The 17,607-nt window shown below is 67.9% G+C and carries 12 protein-coding genes and 1 pseudogene; 9 read left to right on the forward strand and 4 right to left on the reverse strand.

Annotation, left to right across the window (positions count from 1 at the left end; translation table 11 throughout):
• Window position 1: 1 nt before the first annotated feature.
• From AC1DBX_RS08950 to AC1DBX_RS08970, 5 genes are all read left to right on the forward strand, one after another.
• Window positions 2-673 (forward strand): nucleotide exchange factor GrpE, encoded by a 672-nt coding sequence (locus tag AC1DBX_RS08950; protein WP_230009328.1) that lies wholly within the window; start codon window positions 2-4, stop codon window positions 671-673.
• A 263-nt stretch (window positions 674-936) separates the two neighbouring features.
• Window positions 937-1,920: a DnaJ C-terminal domain-containing protein gene (locus AC1DBX_RS08955; protein WP_476850743.1), complete on the forward strand. Its 984-nt coding sequence runs from the start codon at window positions 937-939 to the stop codon at window positions 1,918-1,920.
• Window positions 1,921-1,935: 15 nt separating this feature from the next.
• Window positions 1,936-2,358, forward strand: a complete 423-nt coding sequence (locus AC1DBX_RS08960) for a heat shock protein transcriptional repressor HspR (protein ID WP_028275425.1) — start codon at window positions 1,936-1,938, stop codon at window positions 2,356-2,358.
• Window positions 2,359-2,784: 426 nt separating this feature from the next.
• Window positions 2,785-3,183, forward strand: a complete 399-nt coding sequence (locus AC1DBX_RS08965; protein ID WP_476850742.1) for a hypothetical protein — start codon at window positions 2,785-2,787, stop codon at window positions 3,181-3,183.
• A 106-nt stretch (window positions 3,184-3,289) separates the two neighbouring features.
• The gene (locus tag AC1DBX_RS08970) at window positions 3,290-5,452 is read left to right on the forward strand and encodes an elongation factor G-like protein EF-G2 (RefSeq protein ID WP_476931572.1); all 2,163 of its coding nucleotides are present in this window, start codon (window positions 3,290-3,292) and stop codon (window positions 5,450-5,452) included.
• Window positions 5,453-5,473: 21 nt separating this feature from the next.
• Here the strand turns inward: AC1DBX_RS08970 and AC1DBX_RS08975 are convergent, their stop codons facing one another.
• Entirely contained in the window at window positions 5,474-6,883 is a 1,410-nt protein-coding gene (locus AC1DBX_RS08975) for an aldehyde dehydrogenase family protein (protein ID WP_476931573.1), read from the reverse strand.
• Window positions 6,884-7,215: 332 nt separating this feature from the next.
• Between AC1DBX_RS08975 and AC1DBX_RS08980 the strand changes: the two genes are divergently transcribed.
• Window positions 7,216-8,685, forward strand: a complete 1,470-nt coding sequence (locus AC1DBX_RS08980; protein WP_476931574.1) for an APC family permease — start codon at window positions 7,216-7,218, stop codon at window positions 8,683-8,685.
• 141 nt (window positions 8,686-8,826) lie between these two features.
• A pseudogene (locus AC1DBX_RS08985) lies at window positions 8,827-9,838 on the forward strand (isopenicillin N synthase family dioxygenase).
• A 56-nt stretch (window positions 9,839-9,894) separates the two neighbouring features.
• Here the strand turns inward: AC1DBX_RS08985 and AC1DBX_RS08990 are convergent.
• Together AC1DBX_RS08990 and AC1DBX_RS08995 are read right to left on the reverse strand one after the other, a co-directional pair.
• Entirely contained in the window at window positions 9,895-10,866 is a 972-nt protein-coding gene (locus AC1DBX_RS08990) for an AraC-like ligand-binding domain-containing protein (protein ID WP_476871795.1), read from the reverse strand.
• Window positions 10,867-10,989: 123 nt separating this feature from the next.
• On the reverse strand, window positions 10,990-11,580 hold the full coding sequence (locus AC1DBX_RS08995) for a TetR/AcrR family transcriptional regulator (protein WP_476931575.1): 591 nt from the start codon (window positions 11,578-11,580) through the stop codon (window positions 10,990-10,992).
• 118 nt (window positions 11,581-11,698) lie between these two features.
• Between AC1DBX_RS08995 and AC1DBX_RS09000 the strand changes: the two genes are divergently transcribed.
• Both AC1DBX_RS09000 and AC1DBX_RS09005 read left to right on the forward strand, forming a co-directional pair.
• Window positions 11,699-13,651 (forward strand): primary-amine oxidase, encoded by a 1,953-nt coding sequence (locus AC1DBX_RS09000; protein WP_476931576.1) that lies wholly within the window; start codon window positions 11,699-11,701, stop codon window positions 13,649-13,651.
• Between the two features lie 9 nt (window positions 13,652-13,660).
• Window positions 13,661-14,137 carry a hypothetical protein gene (locus tag AC1DBX_RS09005; RefSeq protein ID WP_476860226.1) on the forward strand — a complete coding sequence of 159 codons (477 nt, stop codon included), beginning with the start codon at window positions 13,661-13,663 and terminating at the stop codon, window positions 14,135-14,137.
• 36 nt (window positions 14,138-14,173) lie between these two features.
• On the opposite strand, the gene AC1DBX_RS09010 is transcribed toward AC1DBX_RS09005, so the two are convergent.
• A complete protein-coding gene (locus AC1DBX_RS09010; RefSeq protein WP_476931577.1) occupies window positions 14,174-17,572 on the reverse strand; it encodes a DEAD/DEAH box helicase in 3,399 nt (1,132 codons plus the stop codon).
• Window positions 17,573-17,607 lie beyond the last annotated feature (35 nt).

A 17,607-nucleotide genomic window follows, 5' to 3' on the forward strand; every position in this document is an offset into this window, starting at 1 on the left:
CATGCCGCATCACGGTAACGAAGAAGAGCACGGTTCTTCCGAGAGCCGGCGCGACGCGGAACAGCAGGAGAACGAGCCGCAGAAGCCGGTGATCCACGACAACCGCAAGGTTGATCCGAAGACCGGCCAGGCCCGCCACCCCGGCCAGGAGCACGCAGCTGCCGCGGCAGACTCCGGGGACGCACTGTCCCAGGCGGAGGACATCCTCAACAGTGTTGAGGTGCCCGCCGCGGAATCTGTGGCCCAGGGCGCGCCCGCTGCCGAGGCGGAGGAGCTCAGGAATGACCTCCGCCGCCTGCAGGCCGAGTACGTCAACTACCGCAAGCGGGTCGAGCGCGACCGGGCCGTGGCGGGCGAGATGGCCGTCATCGGCGTCCTGAACGCGCTGCTGCCGGTACTGGACGACGTCGACGCCGCCCGCCAGCACGGCGACCTCGCGGACGGCCCTTTCGCCGCGATCGCCGCCAAACTGGAGGCTGCGCTGAAGACGTACGGACTGGTCCGCATCGACGAGACCGGCGTGGAGTTCGACCCGACCATCCACGAGGCCCTCATCCAGCAGCCCGGCACGGATATCGAAATCGACACCGTCAGCCAGGTGCTGCGCTCGGGCTACAAGTCCGGCGACCGTGTCCTCCGCGCTGCCCAGGTGATCGTGGCGGTACCGGCGTAGTCACCTATCGCGAAGCGAGACAAGGGGCCCCGCCCCTACGCGTGGCGGCTTAGGGTCCTGCGGACCCAAGCCGCCACGCTCCGATAGGCCCGATGCCACTCCCGGGCCCCTTGTCTCGCTCCGCTCAGCGGTTGTCTCGCCTAAGGTGAGATGAACGCAGCGCAGCTCGATAGGGGGCCGCGGCGTGGCGGGCACCGCGAAGCGGGCACGGCCCCCTATCCAGCGGAGCTCGAACGCAATACAGACTTTGAAAGGAAACGCCATTGGCTAGCCAGGACTGGGTGGACAAGGACTTCTACAAGATCCTTGGTGTCGCCAAGGACGCTTCCGACGCCGACATCAAGAAGGCTTACCGCAAACTTGCCCGGCAGCACCACCCGGACACCAACGCGGGGAACGTCGCGTCGGAGAAGAAGTTCAAGGACATCTCCGAGGCCTATTCCGTGCTCTCGGATCCCGATGAGCGCCAGCAGTACGACGCCATCCGGGCCATGGGCGGCGGCGCACGCTTTGCCCCTGGCGGAAGCGGCGGGGCCGGCGGCGGAGCTGGCTTCGAGGACCTCTTCGGCGGGCTCTTTACCGGCGGCGGAGGCCGCCACTCCGGCGGCTACAGCACGGCCGGCGGCATGCCGCCCGAGTTTGCAGATCTCTTCGGCGGCGGCGGATTCGGCGGCGGGGGCCAGTCCTTCCAGCGGGCTCCGCAGAAGGGCTCGGACCGCACCGCGTCGACCTCGATCTCGTTCGGCGGGTCCATCCGCGGCACCACGATCGGCCTGCGTGAACCGGACGGTGAGGTCATCGACGTCCGCATCCCGGCCGGCATCAAGGACGGACAAAAGGTCCGCGTCCGCGGCAAGGGGCAGTACGCCCCCGCCGGCAACGGCGACCTCATGGTCACCGTCTCGGTAAAGCCGCACGAATTCTACGTCCGCGACGGCGACAACCTCCGGATCCACGTCCCGGTCTCCTTCCCGGAGGCGGCCCTGGGCGCAGACATCGAGGTTCCGACGGTCGACGGCGACACGGTCAAGGTCAGGGTTCCGGCAGGGACGCCCTCGGGCAGGACCCTGCGCGTCAAGGGCCGCGGCGTCAAGCACGCCAAAGCCACCGGCGATCTGCTGGTGACGATCGACGTCGCTGTTCCGCGGAAGCTGAACAAGGAAGCGGAGGAGGCCGTGAAGGCCTTCGCCGCGGCCACCGCCAATGAGGACGTCCGCGCGGGCCTGGCAGCCAAGGCCCGGCTCTAGGAACGGGATCCAGCCATGGCCATCGACTTCGACCAGCCGATCTTCGTCATCTCCGTTGCCGCGGAACTGGCGGACATGCACCCGCAGACGCTGCGCCAGTACGACCGGCTGGGCATCGTCTCGCCCAGCCGTGCCCCGGGCAAGTCGCGGCGTTACTCGCAGCGGGATGTGAATATGCTTCGCGAGGTCCAGCGGCTCTCCCAGGAGGGGGTCTCGCTGGAGGGCATCAAGCGGATCCTCCAGCTGGAGAACCAGGTGGCCGCCCTGCAGCGCCGGGTCGGAGAACTGACTGAGGAACTGGGCCGGCGCCGCCAAGGGGCCGATTCGCGGATCTTCGCCGCAGGAACTGCCGGCGACGTCGTCAGCCTGGCCCGCGGCAAGCGTCCGCAGGCGCGGTCGCAGGCGCTGGTGGTGTGGCGGCCGAGGGGCATGGGCTAGGACTCATCTCGCGGTTTCCCCAGGTTTCCCTGGTGAGCAGGGCGGCGATGACACGGCCACGGGGAATGTGTCAACCATCACGTTTTTCAGTTACGTCGCAATGCCGGGGCAAGTAGCGGCAGGAGTAAACCGAGTACACCGGAACGCAATCAGGTACCCGACCATCCGATAGTCGGGTACCTGATTTGCGTGACTTCATGCCCATTCCGCGCGTTGAATTGGAGTGTCAGAAAAGGCTGGCATGACACGCCTACAGCTCCTACGGGAAGCCCGGGCGCGGAGCCAGCGCAGGAGCAGCGTAGACGCCGGGGGGCATCGCATGCATGATTCAACCGAGTTTGATCCGTCCAGGTGTGATTCGCCCAGGTTTGATTCGCCCCTTCGGGGCGGGTCCCGGCTGCGGCCAGTTGCGTTGACGGGCACGCCGTGAGCCCGGGGCTCCAGGCGGCCGTCCTGTTTGCCGGTTCCCTGCCGGGGCACATCCTGATGTCCCTGGGGCAGGCCCTGGTGGTCGTCTGCCTGTGCTTCGACTTCGTCCGCGCGGTCTCCGTGCCGCGATCCCGCAGCCGGTTCGTCGCCAACACGTGGTTCCGGACACTTGCACTGCCTTCCATCGTGGTCATGGCGTTCAGCGTGCTCCTCGATGCCGCCTCCGGCTCTTGGCCCGAGGTCGCCGCTGGAGTGTTCGTCATGGTCGCCGTGATCTTCAGGTGGCACCATGGCAGCGACGAGGACAGCTGGTGGACGGGCAAAGGCAAGGCCCTGGGCCGTTGGCTCCGGAACCGGGCAGCCTCCGGGTCCCTGGTTGCTCCGGCCACGGCCTGAAAAACTACGGCCTGAAAAAGACCTTGCTGTCCGGGCGTCCCAGGGTGTCCAATCCTTAACACAAGGCCCTGCAGGGCACGAGTGGATGCGACGCCGGGAGGTTCTCATGCCGTCGAAAGGCGCCAAGACGCCGTCAAGAGGACCGGTCCGGGGTACGTCTGACCTCCGGCGGGCAGACGCCAACGGCGTCGCGCCGCCGGAACAGCCGGACAAGGTCCGCAATGTGGCACTCGTGGGGCATTCCGGTTCCGGAAAAACGATGCTCACCGAGGCACTGCTTGCCGCCACCGGAGCCATCACCCGCAAGGGCTCGATCGCCGAGGGCACTACGGTGAGCGACTCGGATCCTTCCGCCATCGCGCAGCAGCGCTCCGTGGCGCTCGCGGTGGTGCCGGTGATGGTGGGGGACATCAAGGTCAACCTGCTGGACACTCCGGGCTATACGGATTTCATCGGCGAGCTGAGGGCAGGGCTCCGGGCGGCGGATGCGGTGCTGTTCGTCGTCTCGGCCACCGACGATGTCGACGCAGCGACCACGGCGCTTTGGAGCGAGTGCCAGCGGCTCGGGATGCCGCGGGCCGTGGTCATCAGCCGCCTGGACCATCCGCGTGCGGACTTCGACGCCGCCATCGCCCGCTGCCGCCTGGCATTCGGCGACTCCATCCTCCCGCTCTACCTGCCGGTCCCCGCGGACGGTCCCGTCACGGGGCTGCTGGGACTGCTGACCGGCACGGTCTCCGACTACAGTGATGCGGAACCGGCGCCGGCCACCCGGGCCGCGACCGGCGTCGAACTCGCCGCCGCGGAGTCCGCACGGGGCGCGCTGATCGAAGGGATCATTGCCGAGAGCGAAGACGAGACGCTCATGGACCGCTATCTCGGAGGCGAGGAAATCGCCCCCGACGTCCTGATCACCGATCTGGAGACGGCCGTGGCCCGCGGGTCCTTCCACCCGGTGCTGCCGGCGTCGGCGGAGTCCGGGCTCGGCCTGGCGGAACTGCTCGAGGTCCTGGTGCGTGCGTTTCCGACGCCGGCGGAGCGCGGCGTCCCCGCAGCGACCGACCTCGACGGGGTGCCCGCCGGCGCGCTCGGCTGCGACCCCGACGGTCCGCTGCTCGGGGAAGTGGTCCGTACGACGATCGACCCGTTCCTTGGCCGCGTCTGCCTGGTGCGCGTTTTCTCCGGCGTGGTGCGGGAAGACGCCGCCATCCATGTGGGCGGCCGCGGAATGGCCGACCGCGGCCACGAGGACCACGACAGCGACGAGCGGGTCACCCACCTGTACTCGCCACTGGGATCAGGACTGCGGCCAGTGCCGTTCTGCGTCGCGGGGGATATCTGCGCGCTGACCAAGCTGGGCACCGCCGAGACCGGCGACACGATTTCGGCCAAGGAACTGCCGCTGCTGGTGGCCGCCTGGGACATGCCGGACCCGCTCATGCCGGTCGCCATCGAAGCCGCCACGCACGGCGACGAGGACGCCCTGGCCAGGAACCTGGGGAAGGTCACTGCCGGGGACCCGACGCTGCGGGTGGAACGCAACTCCGAAACCCACCAGCTGATCCTGTGGTGCATGGGCGAGGCGCACGCCGACGTCGTCCTGGGCAGGCTGCGGGACCAAGGGGTGAACCTGCAGAGCGTCCAGGTCATCACGCCGCTGCGGGAGACGTTTGCCGCGCCGGCCGCCGGACACGGGCGCTATGTCAAACAATCCGGCGGCCACGGCCAGTACGCGGTGTGCGACATCGAGGTGGAACCGCTTGACCGCGGCGGCGGGTTCGAGTTTGTCGACAAGACCGTTGGCGGCGTGATTCCCGGGCCGTTCATTACCTCGGTGGAAAAGGGCGTCCGGGCCCAGATGCAGAAAGGCGTCTCGGCCGGGTTCCCGGTAGTGGATATCAAGGTAACGCTGATCGGCGGCAAGACGCACAGCGTGGATTCCTCCGATGCTGCCTTCCAGGCGGCCGGGGCGCTGGCCCTCCGGGAGGCGGCCGGGGCAACCCGCATCCAGTTCCTGGAGCCGGTCTCGTCCGTGACCATCAGCGTTTCGGAGGACCACGTGGGCGCCGTGATGAGCGACTTGTCCTCCCGGCGGGCACGCCTGACCGGAACCACCTCCGCCGGCGCCGACGGCACCGAGATCAGCGCCGAGGTGCCGGACCAGGAACTGTTGCGGTACGCGGTGGAGTTGCGGGCCCTGACCGCCGGCAGCGGCCGGTTCCGGCGCAGCTACCTGCGGCACGAACCCGTGCCGCAGGCGCTGCGCTGATGGCCCCTGCAAAGCGCAGCGTCAGCCGTTGATGACCTGCGGAACGCCGAGGGCCTTGAGGCCTTCGACACCGAATTCGAGTCCGTAGCCGGATTGCTTCGCGCCACCGAACGGGATGCGGGGGTCCACGGCCCCGTGCTTGTTGATCCAGACGGTGCCAGCCTCGAGCCGGGCCGCCACCTTGCGGGCTTCGGCGGGGTCGGAGGACCAGACCGAGGCGCCGAGTCCGACGTCGACGGCGTTGGCCATGGCGATGGCCTCGTCCACGGTGCCGTAGCGGATGATCGGCAGGGCGGGGCCGAACTGCTCCTCGGCGACCAGCGGGTTGCTGTTGGCGATGTCCGCGACGAGGGTGGTGGGGTAGAAGTTCCCGGGCTGGTCGTTCTCCGGGTTGCCGCCGAGCAGGATCCTGGCGCCGGAGTCGCGGGCTGCCTCGACGAGCCTGGCGACGATATCGAACTGCTGGCGGTTCTGCAGCGGGCCCAGGACGTTGGCCTCGTCGAGTCCGTTGCCCATGGGCATGGCACGGGCCACGCTGGCGAGTTCCTCGCAGACGGCGTCGTAAATGGCGTCGTGGACGTAGAGGCGCTTGAGCGCCGCGCAGGTCTGGCCGGTGTTGATGAAGGCGCCCCAGAACAGGCCCTCGGCTATCCCCTTGGGGTCGGCGTCGGGCAGGACGATGCCGGCGTCGTTGCCGCCGAGCTCCAGGGTGAGGCGCTTGACGGTGTCGGCGGAGGATTTGATGATGGCCTTGCCGGTGGCGGTGGAGCCGGTGAACATGATCTTGCCGACCGCGGGGTGTCCGGCCAGGGCCTCGCCGACGTCGCGGCCGCCGGAGACCGCCGTGAGGAGGCCTTCGGGGAGTTCCTGGTTGAGGATTTCGACGAGGGCAAGAACGGACAGCGGGGTGTATTCGGACGGCTTGACGACGACGGCGTTGCCCATGCGCAGGGCTGGGGCGAGCTGCCAGACGGTGATCATCATGGGCCAGTTCCAGGGGCCGATCGCGCCGACGACGCCGATGGGCCGGTAGTGCAGTTCGGCGCGGGTTTCGCCGTCGTCCACCACGGTTTCGGGGTCCAGGGGCGTGCCGGCGGCGACGCGGAGCCAGGCGGCGCAGGCGCCGACCTCAAAGCGGGCGTTCGGGCCGTTCAGCGGTTTGCCCTGCTCGCGGGAGAGCAGGCGGGCGAGTTCCTCGGCGGAGCGTTCGACGGCGTCGGCGGCCCTGAGCAGCGCGGCGGACCGGGCGTCGTGGCCCCGTGCGGCCCAGGCCGGCTGCGCGGCGGCTGCGGCGGCGATGGCGGCTTCGAGGTCCTGAACGGTGTGGACCGGTGCTTCGCCGACCGGCTGTCCGGTGGCCGGGTCAAAGATCGTGCGGGTTTCCCCGGCCACCGGGGTGATCGAGGCGAGTAGGGCGTCGTAGGTTTCCATGGGGGTACTCCACATCGAGTAGGTCAGAGAACGCGGCCGGTGCGGCCTAAGAGTGCTGTTTCAAGCGTGCTCCGGCGAGGGGCCGAGGGGCTTGTCTATCCGCGAAGAGCTGTTGTGCGGGAGCGAACGGAACACCGAAAGCTATTCCTGAGGCTGCGGACCCGAGGGCGTCCGGCCCGCCGTGCGGCCGGCACAGGGCCTGGTGCTGACTACGCTCAGGAACAACAACCGGTCGCTAATCGACAAAAGCGTGACGGGCGCCACCTGCCATGCTGGATTTCACGGTGCAACGCACCCCATCTCCCAGACTCATGACCGTTAAGAAGGATCCGATGAGTATTTCAAATTCAGATTCCCGGACCGCAGAATCCAGCCCCCGCACGGAGCACTCCACCGCGCTGCGTGCCGGCAGCGTCGGCGTCATGGGCATTCTCTTCTTTGTTTTGTCAGCCCAGGCGCCGTTGACCGGAATCGTCGGGGCATCACCCCTGGCCGCGGCGCTCGGCAACGGCGCCGGCGCCCCCGGCGCGTATCTGGTGGTGGGCATCGTCATCGTGATCTTCGCGGTCGGCTTCGTGGCCATGAGCCGGAAGATCCAGGCCAACGGCGCCTTCTACGCCTATGTCACCGCCGCCTTCGGACGGAAGGTCGGCGCGGGAGCGGCGTGGCTCGCGCTCCTCGCGTACAGCACGGTCCAGGCCGCGATGTATGGGCTGTACGGCGCGGCGTTCTCGGGCCTCCTCGGATCTGCCGGGATCGTGGTCCCTTGGTGGCTTCTGGCCGCCATCACCATGGCGGGCGTGCAGGTGCTGGGCTCCCTCAACATCGAACTCGGGGCGCGGGTCCTGGCGGTGCTCGTGGGCCTGGAGGTCGCCATCCTGCTCATGTTCGGCTTCACCGTGCTGTTGCGGGGCGGCGGGCCGGAGGGGATCAGCCTGGCGGCGTCCTTCTCTCCCGCGGCGATCGGCGCAGGCGCCCCGGGCGTTGCCATCATGTTCGCCGTCGCCTCCATGTTCGGCTTCGAATCAACGGCCATCTACTCGGCCGAGGCCAAGGACGCCCACCGCACCGTCGCCCGGGCCACGTACCTTTCGGTAGTCGTCATCGCGGTCTTCTTCTCCTTCATTTCCTGGATGCTGGTCAGCTACTACGGACCCTCGCATGTCATCGACGCCGCGGGCGCGGCCCTCGAATCGGGCGATTCCACCGCGTTCGTGCTGACGCCGATGGTGGAGCTGTTCGGGCCGTGGGCCGGAACGGTCACCGGCATGCTGCTCGTGACCTCCCTGCTGGCCGGCATCATCGCCTTCCACAACGGCATCAACCGCTACCTCCATTCGCTGGCCCTGCGCGGGTCGATGCCCCGCGGAGTGGCCCGGACCAACCGGCACAAGGCGCCCGCTGTCGCTGCGCGGATCCAGACCGCGGTCGCCTTCCTGCTCGTGGTGCCGTTCGCGGTGCTGTCCCTGGATCCTGTCCTCACCCTCTTTTCCTGGTTCAGCGGGTTGGCCGTGGCCGCGCTCCTGGTGCTGTACATGCTCTGCTCGCTGGCCGTCGTCGCCTACTTCCGGCGGGAAAGGGTGTCCGGCCAGCTCTGGCAGACCGCGGTGGCACCGGTGCTCGCCACCCTGCTGCTTGGCTGGGTCCTGTCCCTCGTCATCATCAACTTCACCGCTCTGATCGGCGGCAGTGCCGAAACGGCCGTGGGACTGCTGCTGACCGTACCCCTTGTGTTTACCGCCGGTGTGCTGGTGGAAATTGCCGTGGAGCGCAGGGCCGCGCGCGCAGGGGTCACTGCCTGACGGCGGGCCCTGCCCAGGGCGCCGTCCTGCTCCGGATGTCTTATTTCGACACGTTTATCCTCATCGCTGTCGCTCCGTCCGTAACATTGAAACTAATAGAGGCTTCGGCTTGCCAAGTTCGCTGTAAAGGACTAGTCCGCATTGTCACTCGAATCATTGCCCGTCCTGGACTTCTCCCGATTGAATGCAGGGCCTGAGGAGGCCTCCCAGTTTCGGGACGAGCTGCGTAACGCCATGCATGAAGTCGGGTTCCTTTATCTGGCGGGCCATGGCATCCCGCAGAAGCTCGTTGACGACATGCTCGACGTCGCACGCCGCTTCTTCGAACTGCCCGAGGAACAGAAGCTCTCCGTCGAGAACGTCCACAGCCCGCAGTTCCGCGGCTACACCCGCGTCGGCGGCGAACTCACGGACGGGGCGGTGGACTGGCGCGAGCAGATCGATATCGGCGTCGAGCGTGACGCTGTGGAGCCGGATGCCGGCGTCGCTGACTACTGGCGCCTGGAGGGGGCCAACCTATGGCCGGACGCACTGCCCGAAATGCGGGCGATTGTCTCTGAGTGGACCGAACGGCTGAGCGCCATTTCCCTCGCTCTCCTGCGGGCGCTTGCCGTGTCCCTGGGAGCGCCCGAGGACACCTTCGACGCGGCTTTTGCCGCACGGGCTTTTCCCCTGCTTAAGGTTGTACGTTATCCGGGGGAGTCCAATCCGGAGCCCAAGCAGGGGGTCGGGTCCCACCGCGACGGCGGCGTCCTGACGCTCCTTCTGGTCGAACCCGGAAAGGGCGGACTCCAGGTCGAGTATCAGGGGAAGTGGATCGACGCACCTCAGGTGCCCGGAACATTCGTGGTCAACATCGGCGAGATGCTCGAACTGGCCACAAATGGCTATCTAAAGGCGACTCTGCACCGCGTGATCTCGCCCCTGCGCGGCACTGACAGGCTCTCTGCCGTTCTTCTACAACCCTGCGCTGGACGCGACCATGCCGAAGCTTGCGGTGAGCCCGGAGTTTCAGTCCAAGGCCCGCGGACTGTCCGTTGACCCGACCAACAGCCCGATCCTGGAAACCTACGGAGACAACGCTCTTCGCTACCGGCTCCGGGCCCACCCGAACGTCGCCGCAGTTCACCACGCGGATCTGATCACGAACTGACGTTGGCGCCGGTGCTGACGACGGCAGGTGCTCTCGGCAGGGGGTGAAGGCCAGGCTCAGGCGCCGCGCCGCCAGTCGCTGGGGGACTCACCGAAGGCATCACGGAAGGAGCGGCTGAAATGGGCCGCATCCAGGAAGCCCCAGCGCGCGGCCACGGCTCCGACCGGCATTCCGGCCAGGAGCGGATCGCGCAGTTCGCGGCGCGCCCCCTCCAGCCGCTGGGTCCGGATCCAGCTCGCCACGGTGGTCCCGGATTCATGGAAGACGTTGTGCAGGTGCCGGGTGGAGATGAAATGGGCCGCCGCGATGGACGCCGGTGACAGCATTGGATCGGCCAGGTGGGCATCGATATACTCGCGGACGGATGCCGCCAACAGGGCCTGGGGCCTCATACGGTCGGGGGACATGTCCAGTTCCGAATGCAGCATCGTGGAGACGAGATCAAGGGCGTTGGTGGCCAGCCGCGATCCGCTGGGGCCGCTCAGCGCCTCCAGGTTCTCCGCGAGATGGGCGATGAAGGGGCCGACGATCGCGGCGAGGCCCCCGTCGGCGGCCATCCGCAGCGCCGAAAGCTGCGCGATGCAGTCCGGCGGCAGGGACAGCGCGTCCCAGGGAAACATCAACACCATGAGCCGGGCGTCGCCCTCGAAGGCAAGCGTGTACGGGCGGCTGGTGTCATAGATGGAGAGATCCCCCGGATGCAGGACTGCCTCGCGGTTGTCCTGGATCAGGAGTCCGGTACCCTGCAGCTGGAGATTGAGCTTGAAATAGCGCTGGTTGGACTGCGCAATCAGCGCCGGCGTGCGGTGGACCTCATGGCTCGAGGAGGAGACCTCGACGAGTGCCACACGGTCCAGCCTGCGGGCCCGCATGCGGCCGCGGAAGTTGTCCGCATCGGCGCTCGAGGCGGCCAGGGGAACGAAGGACTCCGCGACCAGGTGCCTCCAGTGGTCGAAAGATTCTGCTGTGCTGGTGAGGACATGCTGTCCGGCGGGGCTGGCCACTGGGCGGGTTGCAACTGCAGTCATCGAAGATCCTGACGCCGTCATAATTCTTGGAATGTGTCATGGGACACAGTCCTTTCAGGGTAGCGGCGCGGCCCGCCGATGTCATCTTTTTTCGACGCTCGGCGAATAAAGATTGCCTGGGGCCTAGCAGGCCAGCAGGGTCAGGAAGCCCTCCAGCTGCTCGTTCAGCCCGAGTTCCACCTGGCCTTCCGGGGTGAGTGCCGCCGTAATCTGCGCGCCGAGAAGGAGGTTGAGCAGCTGCCCGGCCAGGGCGGCGTCGTCGACGGCGGTGGTGACGGCGCCGGCCTGCCGCGCCTCGGCAAGGTACCGCCGCATCGCCGCAAGCCACTGCTCCATCGAATCCCGGTGGATCCGGGCCTTGCCGGGGTCATTGATGGCCTTCTGCCAGAACGGGATGACAATCCGGGCCTCGTTGATCCGCTCCTCATCCAGCGGCAGCACCTCGACGCAAAACGACCGCAGGGCCGCCAGCCCGGCCTGCCCGGCGGTGACTCCAGCGATGCGCTCGTTGGTGCGGCTGAAGACGTGCCCGAACGCGAAGGTCAGCAGGTCATCCTTGGTAGGGAAGTAGGGCTTGAGGGCGCCGTTCGCGAAACCTGCCTCGAGGGCAATTTCCCGCATGGTGGCACTTTCGATCCCGAGCCGGGCGATGATCCGCCACGTGGCGTCGACGAGTTCAAGCCGCCGCTGGTCGTGGTCGACAATCTTTGGCACCGGACAGCTCCCCAAATATTTTGCGTCGGACTCTTGTGGCACAGCTTACATTTCCGTATTCTCTACAACTATAGAAAATAAAGTTCTGACCCGCCAGGGTCACCGAACGAAGGCCGTCATGATGACCGCACAAACTGACACCCGCACCCCTTACAGCCCCTACAGCCTGGCCACGGGCGCCGAAATCACCGCGGTCCAGGGCATCCTGCGTGCCGCGGGACTGCTGGGCGGGACCCGGCGCATCGCGTACCTCGGTCTGCTGGACCCCGCCCGGAACGCCCCGGCCGAAAGTGAGGACCGCCGGTTCCGGGTCTTCCTGCACGATGCCGCAGGGGGAAGGCCGGCCGATGTGACCGTTTCGGTCTCCAGCGGCACGGTGGTTACCGCCGTCGAGCTGGACACGGCGGCGACCGGCGAGCTCCCGGTGCTCGAGGAGGAATTCGAAGTCGTCGAACAGCTCCTGGCCACGGACGAGCGCTGGCTCAAGGCCCTCGCCAGCCGCGGTCTGGACGTCAGCAAGGTCCGCGTTGCCCCGCTGTCCGCCGGCGTCTTCGAGTACCCGGAGGAAAGGGGCCGCCGGATCCTGCGTGGCCTGGCCTTCGTGCAGGACTTCCCCGAGGACAGCGCCTGGGCGCACCCGGTGGACGGGCTCGTGGCCTATGTCGACGTCGTGAGCCAGGAAGTGACGCAGGTGCTGGACACCGGCGCCGTCCCGATTCCCACGGAGCACGGCAACTACACCGATCCGGAGCTCACCGGCCCGCTGCGCACCACGCAGAAGCCCATCAACATCACGCAGCCGGACGGGCCCAGCTTCACGGTCACCGGCGGCAACCACGTCGAATGGGAAAAATGGAGCCTCGACGTCGGGTTCGACGTCCGCGAGGGGGTGGTGCTGCACAACCTTGCCTTCCAGGACGGCGACCGCCTGCGGCCCATCATCAACCGCGCATCGATCGCCGAAATGGTGGTCCCGTACGGGGACCCGTCGCCGATCCGGTCGTGGCAGAACTACTTCGACACCGGCGAATACCTCGTGGGCCAGTACGCCAACTCCCTGGAACTGGGCTGCGACTGCCTCGGCGAGATCACCTACCTCAGCCCCGTCATCAGCGACGCCTTCGGCAACCCCCGCGAGATCCGCAACGGCATCTGCATGCACGAGGAAGACTGGGGGATCCTGGCCAAGCACAGCGACCTCTGGACGGGCATCAACTACACCCGCCGCAACCGCCGCCTGGTGATCTCGTTCTTCACCACCATCGGCAACTACGACTATGGCTTCTACTGGTACCTCTACCTCGACGGCACCATCGAGTTCGAGGCCAAGGCCACCGGCGTGGTTTTCACCTCCGCCTACCCCGAAGGCGGCTCGGCCAATATCTCCCAACTGGCTCCGGGCCTGGGCGCCCCGTACCACCAGCACCTGTTCAGCGCGCGGCTGGACATGGCGGTCGACGGCCTCACCAACCGGGTCGAGGAAGAGGATGTGGTCCGCCAGGGAATGGGCGAGGGCAACGAACGCGGCAACGCGTTCTCCCGGAAGCGGACTGTCCTGGCGCGCGAGTCGGAAGCCGTCCGGGAAGCCGACGCGCGCAGCGGCCGGACCTGGATCATTTCCAACCCGGAATCACGCAACCGCTTGGGCGATCCCGTGGGCTACAAGCTGCATGCCCAGGGCCAGCCCACTCTCCTGGCGGACCCGGAGTCCTCCATCGCCCGGCGCGCGGCCTTTGCCACGAAGGACCTGTGGGTCACGCGGTTCGCGGAGGAGGAGCGGTACCCCACGGGCGACTTCGTCAACCAGCACGCCGGGGGAGCAGGCCTGCCGGCCTACATTGCCCAGGACCGCGACATCGACGGCCAGGACATCGTGGTGTGGCACACCTTCGGCCTGACCCACTTCCCGCGTCCGGAGGACTGGCCCATCATGCCGGTGGACACGGTCGGCTTCAAGCTCCGGCCCGAGGGCTTCTTCGACCGCAGCCCCGTGCTGGACGTGCCGGCCAACGCTCAACAGTCCTCTGGCTGCCATGGCGATGGCGACGCCGGCGCACACTGCCACAGCTAGGCCGACGCCGTGAGTGTCGCAGCCAGCTTGGGCCGCCGGGCCGGCCCCGCCGGCGTCGTCTTCCATTCCCGGATCTGCGCCGCCGTGACCGCGGCGTCGTGCCTCGCGCATCTGTGGCTGGCCGCCGGGAACCAGCACGGGACCTGGCTGAACGTGCTCATGCTCGCCATGGTGGCAGTGTGCCTGCCGTGCGCCGTGCACATCTGGCGCCACGGCAGGCTCAGGGCCCTTCGCCAGGTGATGGCCGCGGCGCTGGCCATGACTGCGGTGCACGCGGTCCTGCTCCTCGGCACGGGAGCCGGCGGCACGGGCCACAGTCACCATGGAACCGCCGCAGCGGCCGCAGGGGCCGGCGGCGCCGGTGCGGCGCCGTCGGGCTCCGGGGCGCTGCTGGCAGTCATCGCGCTGGAAATGACGACGGCGCTAATCGCCGCGACGCTGCTGGCCCGGCTGCGGGCGGACCCCGGTCGGCCGTATCTTGGTTGAAGCGCAGCTGAAGCGCTGCTTCCGGGTTGGTCAGCGTCAGTCGTTGAACAGGCCCGCCAGGTCCTCCGCCGTCAGGGCGCCGCCGGTGAGTGCGTCGCCTTCCATGACGTCGGCGAAGAGCTGGGATTTTTTCGCCTTGAGCGCCATGACCTTCTCCTCGATCGTGTCCTTGGCGACCAGCCGGTAGACCATGACGTTCCGGGCCTGGCCGATCCGGTGGGTCCGGTCCACGGCCTGGGCCTCCGATGCCGGGTTCCACCACGGGTCCAGCAGGAACACGTAATCGGCCTCGGTGAGGTTCAGGCCGAAGCCGCCGGCCTTGAGGCTGATGAGGAATACCGGTGCGGCGCCGTTCTTGAACTCGTTCACGACGTCGGTGCGGTTGCGTGTGCCGCCGTCGAGGTAGCAGAACTCGATGTTCTCCTCGACCAGGCGCTCCCGGACCTTGCCCAGGAAACCGGTGAACTGGCTGAAGATCAGGGCCCGGTGCCCTTCGGCCACCAGGTCCGCGAGCTGCTCGAACAGGACATCGAGCTTGCTGGAACGCACCCCGGACAGGGAGGGATCGATCAGCGAGGGATCCAGGCTCAGCTGCCGGAGCAGGGTCAGCGACTGGAAGATGGTGAACCTGTTCTTGTTGACGTCCTCAATCAGGCCCAGGATCTTCTGGCGCTCCCGCTGCAGGTGGGTCTGGTAGACCTTCTGGTGCCGCGGGTTCAGCACGACTTCCAGGATCTGTTCCTGCTTGGGCGGCAGGTCACTGATGACCTGTTCCTTGGTGCGCCGCATCATGAGCGGCCGGACACGCCGCCGGAGCTTGTCCAGCTGCCCCTTGTCACCGTTCTTCTCCACCGGCTTCTGGTAATACTCGGCGAACCGTTTGGGGCTGGAAAAGAGCCCGGGAGCCACGATCGAGGTCAGTGCCCAGAACTCCATCAGGTTGTTCTCCAGCGGCGTGCCGGTGATGGCGAGTTTGAAGGCGGCGGGCAGTTTGCGGGCGCACTGGTAGGCCTTGGACTGGTGGTTCTTGACGAACTGCGCCTCGTCCAGGACCAGCCCGGCCCAGGTCTGGGAGGCGTAGGCCTCGTAGTCGATCCGGAACAGGGCGTAGGAGGTGATGATGATGTCCGCTCCGGCCATCGCCTCGGCCGGGTGCGAGCCGCTCTTGGCGAAGGTTTCGCCGATGGCGCGCACGCTGAGCCCGGGCGCGAACCGTGCCGTTTCCGCCTCCCAGTTGCCCACCACGGAAGTGGGGGCGACGACGAGGAACGGGGCGGCCCCGGACCCGGCTTCATCGCCTGCGGCGGCGTCTTTTGCGGCGCAGATCAGTGCGAGGGCCTGGACGGTCTTGCCCAGGCCCATGTCGTCGGCCAGCACGCCGCCGAGGCCGTGGCGGTACAGGAAGCTCAGCCAGTTGAAGCCCTCCAGCTGGTACGGGCGCAGCTCGGCGTTCAGCGACCCGGGCAGCGGAAGGCCCTTGATGCCGCCTTCAAGCAGACCGCCCACGGACTCGCGCCACGCCGCGGCCTGTTCATCCACGATGCCCAAGTGTGCGAGCTCGTCCCACAGCCCGGCCTGGAAGCGGCTGATCTGCAACGGGGCGTCCTTGTCGCCGGGGTTGTCCTGCAGGGAGCGGGCCTCGTCTATCAGGGCCCGCAGCTGGTGCAGCTCCGGCAGGTCCAGCGCGAAGTACGCCCCGCTGGGGAGCAGCATGCGGGTCTGGCCGGCGGCGAGGGCGGAAAACAGTGCTGCGAAGGAAACCGGCTGGCCCTCCAGGGTGATGACGATGCCCAGATCGAACCAGTCGCGGCTGTCCGTCGCCTTTGTGGAGATCGCCACCACCGGGGCCTCGTCGGCTTCGCGGTAGTCCGCAATCTCGCCGGAGGTATCCACGGAGACGTCGGGGAGGTCGCGGAGCCGGGGGAGCACGTCCTCGGTGAAGGCGAGGGTGTCCAGTCCGGCCAGCTCTGCCGTGGCCGCCAGGCGCGGCGTGCCCCAGCCGCCGGTCGCGGATTCGCCCAGGGCAGGCACGACGTCCCAGGGCTGCCCGACCGCCTCGAGGATGCGAGCCTCGGCCGGGTCGTCCCGGTAGCCGTGATCGCCCGGGTGCCGCCACAGCGGCTGCGCCGTGACGAGGTTTCCGGACGTGTAGTGCCATTCCCAATGCAGCCGGACCCGGTGGTCGGCCCCGTAATTGGCCAGCAGGGACAGGGTGGGGACGGCGAGCGTGGGCAGTTCCACCGACTCGTCGGAGGCGGTAACCCGGGCGGTTTGCTTGAGCTTGGGGTAAAACCCGGTCAGGAAGCGGCTTTCGTCCCGTGCGGGGATGTGCAGGGTGGTCCCGCCCGTGACGAAGGTCAGCAGTTCCTCGCTGAGACCGCTTTCCAGCGGGGCAAGGGTGATGACGGGGTCCGCGGGGGCGGTACCGGGCAGGGCGCCGCCGCCGGACGCCAGGAAGATTCCGTGCGCCGGGCGGCCGATGGTCCCGACCGACGCCGGATCCACCACCTCACCTTCGACCGTGATGGTCGGCGCGAGCTCGAGACCGCCGTCGTCCCCGCCTGTGCCGATGCGTGCCAGGTTCAGCCCGACGGCGGCAGGCTGCTCGGCCAGCCGCACCGGCTCCGTGCCGCGGCTGTGCACCAGGGCGACGCCGATTTTCTGGGCCTGGGACAGCAGGCTCCACAGGTTCTTGCCGGCGTAGGTGTTCAGTCCCAGCCACAGTCCGGTGCCGGAGTGCTGGCGGTTTGCCACAGCGGTGTGCGAGGCGAGGAATTCCTGCATCCACTCGACGTGCGCCTCGTTGCATTCGCGCCGGTAGTTCAGGTAGCTCAGCGTGCTCCAGGAGACGTCGCCGCGGATCCACTTGCCCTTGGCGCCCATGATGACGGGGCGTGCCTTGAGCTGGCGGACGCTGCGGAGCGGGTCGCGGCGGCCCGTGTAGGAAAAGTGCGGGGCGGGTTCCTCGACGTCGAACTGGAGCGCCAGCGGGGTGCCGTTGGCGGACGGCGTGATCCCCGGGTGGGCGATCAGGGGGCTAAGGGCCTGCTCCCAGTCGGCCATTTCCGGTGGCGCGCTTTGGCGGGACAGCCGCGTGCCCTCGGCGGGGGCCAGCAGCTGCATCCTGGTGGCGGGGTTGTCTTCGGCCGCGAAGAGCAGGGCCGCCACGTGCTTGCAGTCCTTGCGGACCGGGCAGCTGCAGACGCCCACCGTGCAGCTCCAGCCGCCTGCCTTCCGGACCAGCTTCGCCGTCGTGGAATAGGGCACGTCGGAACCGCCCCGCACCTTGCCCAGCAGCAGGCCTGTGGCGGCGTCGAAGGAGATCCCGGAAACGCGGCTCCCCATGGCGTAGGCGAGCCCGGCCGCGAGGGAGCGGTCGTTGATCGCGGGAGTCTGTATTGCCAGTGCCGCACTCTCGTCCGGATGGGATGGCATGTGCGCGCTACTTTCGGCAGGTGGTCATCTGATCC

Source organism: Arthrobacter sp. 10N44_2, from assembly GCF_056394385.1.